Origin of the sequence: Ciceribacter azotifigens, from assembly GCF_048159625.1 — a bacterium.
Taxonomy (GTDB): domain Bacteria; phylum Pseudomonadota; class Alphaproteobacteria; order Rhizobiales; family Rhizobiaceae; genus Allorhizobium; species Allorhizobium azotifigens.
The window spans coordinates 35054-41487 of sequence record NZ_JBLQTA010000024.1; the positions used below are offsets into that span (position 1 = coordinate 35054).

General features: G+C 59.8%; 13 protein-coding genes. All 13 read right to left on the reverse strand.

Annotation, left to right across the window (positions count from 1 at the left end; all coding sequences use genetic code 11):
* Positions 1-10: 10 nt before the first annotated feature.
* The gene (rplN, locus tag ACM6UT_RS22060; RefSeq protein ID WP_182304374.1) at positions 11-379 is read right to left on the reverse strand and encodes a 50S ribosomal protein L14; all 369 of its coding nucleotides are present in this window, start codon (positions 377-379) and stop codon (positions 11-13) included.
* Positions 380-613: 234 nt separating this feature from the next.
* On the reverse strand, positions 614-850 hold the full coding sequence (rpsQ, locus tag ACM6UT_RS22065; RefSeq protein WP_129331157.1) for a 30S ribosomal protein S17: 237 nt from the start codon (positions 848-850) through the stop codon (positions 614-616).
* A 14-nt stretch (positions 851-864) separates the two neighbouring features.
* Complete coding sequence (gene rpmC / locus ACM6UT_RS22070) at positions 865-1065, reverse strand: 50S ribosomal protein L29 (protein ID WP_028735898.1); 201 nt, start codon at positions 1063-1065, stop codon at positions 865-867.
* Between the two features lie 11 nt (positions 1066-1076).
* Entirely contained in the window at positions 1077-1490 is a 414-nt protein-coding gene (rplP, locus tag ACM6UT_RS22075) for a 50S ribosomal protein L16 (protein ID WP_112684679.1), read from the reverse strand.
* A gap of 38 nt (positions 1491-1528) precedes the next feature.
* Positions 1529-2251: a 30S ribosomal protein S3 gene (gene rpsC / locus ACM6UT_RS22080; protein WP_129331159.1), complete on the reverse strand. Its 723-nt coding sequence runs from the start codon at positions 2249-2251 to the stop codon at positions 1529-1531.
* On the reverse strand, positions 2251-2640 hold the full coding sequence (gene rplV, locus ACM6UT_RS22085) for a 50S ribosomal protein L22 (RefSeq protein WP_112684683.1): 390 nt from the start codon (positions 2638-2640) through the stop codon (positions 2251-2253). Before rplV ends, rpsC begins: the two co-directional genes overlap by 1 nt.
* Positions 2641-2643: 3 nt before the next feature.
* Complete coding sequence (rpsS, locus tag ACM6UT_RS22090; protein ID WP_062282885.1) at positions 2644-2922, reverse strand: 30S ribosomal protein S19; 279 nt, start codon at positions 2920-2922, stop codon at positions 2644-2646.
* A 15-nt stretch (positions 2923-2937) separates the two neighbouring features.
* Positions 2938-3774 carry a 50S ribosomal protein L2 gene (gene rplB / locus ACM6UT_RS22095; protein ID WP_416799466.1) on the reverse strand — a complete coding sequence of 279 codons (837 nt, stop codon included), beginning with the start codon at positions 3772-3774 and terminating at the stop codon, positions 2938-2940.
* Between the two features lie 17 nt (positions 3775-3791).
* Positions 3792-4085, reverse strand: coding sequence for a 50S ribosomal protein L23 (locus tag ACM6UT_RS22100; protein ID WP_114362263.1), 294 nt, complete (start codon positions 4083-4085; stop codon positions 3792-3794).
* Positions 4082-4702 (reverse strand): 50S ribosomal protein L4, encoded by a 621-nt coding sequence (gene rplD / locus ACM6UT_RS22105; protein ID WP_129331162.1) that lies wholly within the window; start codon positions 4700-4702, stop codon positions 4082-4084. Before rplD ends, ACM6UT_RS22100 begins: the two co-directional genes overlap by 4 nt.
* Before the next feature lie 13 nt (positions 4703-4715).
* Complete coding sequence (gene rplC / locus ACM6UT_RS22110) at positions 4716-5357, reverse strand: 50S ribosomal protein L3 (protein WP_416799467.1); 642 nt, start codon at positions 5355-5357, stop codon at positions 4716-4718.
* Between the two features lie 171 nt (positions 5358-5528).
* Entirely contained in the window at positions 5529-5837 is a 309-nt protein-coding gene (gene rpsJ / locus ACM6UT_RS22115; RefSeq protein ID WP_006728688.1) for a 30S ribosomal protein S10, read from the reverse strand.
* A gap of 260 nt (positions 5838-6097) precedes the next feature.
* Positions 6098-6434, reverse strand: a 337-nt coding sequence (locus tag ACM6UT_RS22120) for an EF-Tu C-terminal domain-related protein (RefSeq protein WP_465245566.1), incomplete at its 5' end; no start/stop codon positions are given.

The window sequence follows — 6434 nt, forward strand, 5'->3', positions numbered from 1 at the left end:
TGTCGCTCCCTTACAGTACTTCCGGAGCCAGCGAGATGATCTTCATGTGGTTCTTGGCGCGAAGTTCGCGCGGAACCGGTCCGAAGATACGGGTGCCGATCGGCTCTTTCTTGTTGTCAATGAGGACGGCAGCATTGGTGTCGAAGCGGATGACACTACCGTCTGCACGGCGGATGTCCTTGGCGGTGCGGACGACGACCGCCTTCATCACGTCACCCTTCTTCACGCGGCCGCGCGGAATCGCTTCCTTGATCGAAACGACGATGATGTCGCCGACCGAAGCATACTTGCGCTTGGAGCCGCCCAGCACCTTGATGCACATGACACGACGTGCGCCGGAATTATCCGCCACGTCGAGGTTAGTCTGCATCTGAATCATGTCAGGTCGCCTTCTTGTTGTACCGGAACGGTTGGGCGCAAAGCCCCCTATTCCGGCTCATGATAAATCTCGATTGTCGCGCGGGAGGGATCTTGCCAAGGCGGTTTCCCGTCGAGGGACCTTCCCTGCGCTCAAAGCAAAAGAACGCCCGCTTGCCGAGCGTTCTTGCGCCGATGTGCTGCTTCATACAGATTTTTGCGCAAGGTGCAATACCAAAGCGCAAATCTCTGCCAATCAGGCGTGGGCGGCTACCACCGTCCAGCGCTTGTCCTTCGAAATCGGCGCACATTCCTCGATGGAAACGACATCGCCGACCTTGTACTGGTTGCTTTCGTCGTGAGCCTTGTACTTCTTCGAACGACGGACCGTCTTCTGGAGGAGCGGGTGAGCGAATCGACGCTCAACACGAACCACCACGGTCTTGTCATTCTTGTCGCTGACGACGACGCCCTGCAGAATGCGTTTAGGCATATTATTCTGGTCCTTTAGGCCTTGGCTTCCGCCGCCTTCTGGCGGGCGATGGTTTTCACGCGTGCGATGTCCCGACGGACTTCCTGGATACGCGAAGACTTTTCAAGCTGGCCTGTCGCCTTCTGGAAGCGCAGGTTGAACTGCTCTTTCTTCAGCTTGGCAAGCTCATCATTCAACTGGTCGGCGCTCATGGCGCGAACATCTGCGGCTTTCATCGGCCTGATCCTCACTCTGCAATGCGCTGAACGAAGCGCGTCTTGACCGAGAGCTTGGCCGCGCCGAGACGCAGAGCCTCGCGGGCGATCTCTTCGGAAACGCCGTCGATCTCGAACATCATACGACCGGGCTTGACCTTGCAGGCCCAGTATTCGACGGAACCCTTGCCCTTACCCATGCGGACTTCGGTCGGCTTCGCCGTGACCGGAACGTCGGGGAACACACGGATCCACACACGACCGGCGCGCTTCATGTGGCGCGTGATGGCGCGACGAGCCGCTTCGATTTCGCGGGCGTTGACGCGGTTCGGTTCCTGAGCCTTGAGGCCGAATTCACCGAAAGCCAGATCGAAACCACCCTTGGCGACGCCCTTGATGCGACCCTTGAACTGCTTGCGGTACTTGGTACGCTTTGGCTGCAACATTTTCTTACTTCTCCGAGCTTATCTTTCGCCAGCGCCTATCAAGCGTTCTCGCGACGCCGCTCGCCGCGTTCACGGCTTGCCGGACCCTGCGAGTCGCCTTCGAGCGCACGGCGCTCAGATGCCATCGGATCGTGCTCAAGGATTTCGCCCTTGAAGATCCAGACCTTGATGCCGCAGATACCGTAGGCGGTTTCTGCTTCGGCGGTGCCGTAGTCGATGTCCGCACGCAGCGTGTGCAGCGGAACGCGGCCTTCACGGTACCATTCGGTACGGGCGATTTCCGCACCGCCGAGACGGCCGGCGCACGTGATCTTGATGCCTTCGGCGCCAAGACGCATGGCCGACTGAACGGCACGCTTCATCGCACGACGGAACGCGATACGACGTTCCAGCTGCTGGGCGATCGACTGTGCGACGAGCGTCGCGTCGATTTCCGGCTTGCGCACTTCAACGATGTTGAGGTGCGTTTCGGAATTCGTCATCTCCGAGAGCTTCTTGCGAAGCTTCTCGATGTCTGCACCCTTCTTGCCGATGATCAGACCCGGACGAGCCGAGTGGATCGTGACGCGGCACTTCTTGTGCGGACGCTCGATGACGACCTTGGCGATGCCGGCCTGCTTCAGCTCCGACATCAGGTAGGAGCGGATCTTCAGGTCTTCATGCAGCAGCTTGCCGTATTCGGCGTTGTCGGCGAACCAGCGGCTGTCCCAGGTACGGTTGATGCCGAGACGGAAACCGATCGGATTGATTTTCTGACCCATTATGCGGCCTCCCCATTGGCTTCGACTTCCCGCACGACGATCGTCAGGTGCGAGAACGGCTTCTCGATGCGCGATGCACGGCCGCGGCCACGAGCGTGGAAACGCTTCATGACGATCGACTTGCCGACATAGGCTTCCGCAACGATCAGCTGGTCGACGTCGAGATCGTGGTTGTTCTCGGCGTTCGCGATGGCCGATTCCAGCGTCTTCTTGACGGTGCCGGCGATACGCTTGCGCGAGAACTCGAGGTCGGCGAGCGCGCGGTCAACCTTCTTGCCGCGGATCATCGCGGCAACCAGGTTGAGCTTCTGGGGGCTGACGCGGAGCGTGCGCGCAACGGCTTGCGCCTCGTTATCCTTCAGCCGACGTTCGGCTTTTGCCTTGCCCATTTCTTACTTCCTCTTCGCTTTCTTGTCCGCACCGTGACCATAGTAGGTCCGGGTGGGAGCGAATTCTCCGAACTTGTGTCCGACCATGTCTTCGTTGACGCTGACCGGAACATGCTTGCTGCCGTTGTAGACGCCGAAGGTGAGACCTACGAACTGCGGCAGGATCGTGGAGCGACGGCTCCACATCTTGATCACTTCGCTACGACCGCCTTCGCGAACCTTCTCAGCCTTCTTGAGAAGATAGCCGTCAACGAACGGACCTTTCCATACTGAACGAGCCATTACTGACTACCTCTCTTACTTCTTCTTCAGGTGGCGGGAGCGCATGATGAACTTGTCGGTCGACTTGTTCGAGCGCGTGCGCTTGCCCTTGGTCGGCTTGCCCCATGGGGTAACCGGATGACGGCCACCGGAGGTGCGGCCTTCACCACCACCGTGCGGATGGTCGACCGGGTTCATGACGACACCGCGGTTATGCGGGGTCTTGCCACGCCAGCGCGTGCGACCAGCCTTGCCGTCGTTGATGTTGCCGTGGTCCGGGTTGGAAACGGCACCGATCGTTGCAAGGCAGGAGCCATGCACGAGGCGCTGTTCACCCGAATTCAGGCGAAGGATCGCCATACCGGCATCGCGGCCGACCAGCTGAACATAGGTGCCTGCAGAGCGGGCGATCTGGCCGCCCTTGCCCGGCTTCATTTCGACGTTGTGGACGATCGAACCAACCGGAATGTACTGCAGCGGCATGGTGTTGCCCGGCTTGACGTCGACGGCCTTGTCGGACGCGATGACCTTGTCGCCGGCAGCAAGACGCTGCGGAGCAAGGATGTAAGCCTGCTCGCCGTCGGCATAGGTGACGAGAGCGATGAATGCAGTGCGGTTCGGGTCGTATTCCAGGCGCTCGACGGTGCCTTCGACGTCGAACTTGCGACGCTTGAAGTCAACCATACGATAGGTGCGCTTGTGACCGCCGCCGATGAAGCGGGCGGTGATGCGGCCGAGGTTGTTACGACCACCGCTCTTGGTCAGACCTTCCGTCAGAGCCTTGACCGGCTTGCCCTTGTAGAGGCTGGAGCGGTCGACGATGACGAGCTGACGCTGGCTCGGCGTGGTCGGATTGAAGTGTTTCAATGCCATTGTTCTTGTTCCCTACCTCAGACGCCCGTCGACACGTCGATGGACTGACCTTCGGCGAGCGTTACGATCGCCTTCTTGACGTCCTTCTGCTTGCCGGCGAAACCGCGGAAACGCTTGATCTTGCCCTTGCGCAGCAGCGTGTTCACGGCCGTGACCTTGACACCGAAGAGCGATTCGACGGCAGCCTTGATTTCCGGCTTCGTGGCGCCCTTGGCGACGTTGAACACAACCTGGTTCTGTTCCGAAACCAAGGTCGACTTTTCGGTGATCGACGGAGATACGATCACATCGTAGTGGCGAAGATCAGTCATTTGAACCGCTCCTCCAGAGCTTCAACCGCAGCCTTGGAAAGCACGAGCTTGCCACGACGCAGGATGTCGTAAACGTTGATGCCCTGAACCGGCAGAACATCGATGTTCGGGATGTTCTGGGCAGCGAGCTTGAAGTTGCTGTCGATTTCGGCGCCGCCGATCACGAGAGCGTTGGTGAGGCCGAGCGAGGCGAAGTTGCCAACGAGAGCCTTGGTCTTGGCTTCGGCAGCGACCAGCTGGTCGACGATAATCAGCTCTTCAGCCTTGAGCTTGGCAGAGAGGGCGTGACGCAGAGCGAGCGCACGAACCTTCTTCGGAAGATCCTGGGCGTGGCTGCGGACGACGGGGCCGTGGGCCTTACCACCGCCGCGGAACTGCGGAGCGCGAGCCGAATGGTGACGAGCGCGGCCCGTACCCTTCTGCTTGTACATCTTCGAGCCGGTGCGGGAGACTTCCGCGCGGCCCTTCGCCTTGTGCGTGCCCTGGCGCTTGTTGGCAAGCTGCCAGCGGATCATGCGGGCGATGATGTCCTCGCGCGGCTCCAGGCCGAAAATTTCATCCGACAGGGAAACCTTGCCGGCGTCTTTGCCCTCGAGGGTCTTGACGTTCAATTCCATTGGTTTGGCTCCCTTACTTCGATGCCGACTTAACGGCGTCGCGGACGATGATCCAGGAACCCTTGGAACCGGGAACGGCGCCCTTCACAAGGATAAGACCCCGATCTTCATCGGTCGAAACGACTTCAAGGTTCTGCGTGGTAACGCGCGTCTGACCCATGTGACCAGCCATGCGCTTGCCCTTCCAGACGCGGCCCGGATCCTGGTTGGAACCGGTCGAACCGTGGGAGCGGTGCGAGACAGACACACCGTGGGTGGCGCGAAGACCGCCGAAGTTGTGGCGCTTGATGGCACCGGCGAAACCCTTACCGATCGTGGTGCCGGTCACGTCGACCAGCTGACCCGCGGCGAAGTGGCCGGCAGTGATCTGCGAACCGACGTCGATCAGGTTTTCTTCCGAAACGCGGAACTCGACGAGCTTCGCCTTCGGTTCGACGCTGGCGGCAGCGAAGTTGCCCCGCATGGCCTTCGACGTGTTCTTTACCTTGGCAGCGCCGGCGCCCAGCTGGACGGCCGTGTAGCCATTCTTTTCCTTGGTGCGGTGAGCGACGACCTGGACATTGTCGAGCCGCAAAACCGTTACCGGGATATGCTCGCCGGCGTCGTTGTAGACGCGGGTCATTCCCACTTTCTGTGCAATCACACCTGAACGCATCAGTTCGTTCCTCTTGAGAGTCGTGTCCGGGTCTTACGACCCTTCCTTGCCTCTTTGTTTAAGGATTCCTGCAAAGCCCTTCCGGACCAGGAGGTTTCCCGTTTCGAGAAGTCGTTGGCAGGTCTTGCCACGTACCTTCCTTGTTATTTCGGCTCTCGCCGGAATCTCTTCTTAAAGCTTGATCTCGACGTCCACGCCGGCAGCCAGGTCGAGCTTCATCAGCGCATCGACGGTCTGCGGGGTCGGATCAACGATGTCGAGCAGGCGCTTGTGCGTGCGCATCTCGAACTGTTCACGGCTCTTCTTGTCGACGTGAGGCGAGCGGTTAACCGTGAACTTTTCGATGCGGGTCGGAAGCGGTACCGGACCGCGGACGCTTGCACCGGTACGCTTGGCGGTCGACACGATCTCCCGCGTGGAGGCATCGAGAACCCGGTGATCAAACGCCTTCAGGCGGATGCGGATATTCTGGCCGTTCATTCGACTTGTCCTTGTTTCTTTTCTTGCGTCCCGCATACGCAGAGACAGTGAATTACCAATTGCTGGCCGGCCCCTGATTTTCAAAAATCACAGGGACACCGAAGGTGCCCCTGTCACTTGTAAGCATGAGGTGCCCTGCCCGCCCCGATCCGAGAAAGACAGACCGGTAAAATGCAGCGCAAAAACCGGACGGAGCAAATCACCGTCCGATTCTGATCTAGGCCGGCGACATACACTGCCGCCGGCAATTCGTCAATCGATTACTCGATGATCGAGGCGACGATGCCGGCGCCGACGGTACGGCCGCCTTCGCGGATTGCGAAGCGCAGCTTTTCTTCCATCGCGATCGGAACGATCAGCTCGACGTCAACGGTCACGTTGTCGCCAGGCATAACCATTTCCGTACCTTCCGGAAGCGTCACGATGCCGGTCACGTCCGTCGTGCGGAAGTAGAACTGCGGACGGTAGTTCGTGAAGAACGGCGTATGACGGCCGCCTTCTTCCTTCGTCAGGATGTAGGCCTCGGCCATGAACTTCTTGTGCGGCTTGACCGAACCCGGCTTGCAGAGAATCTGGCCACGCTCGACGCCGTTGCGG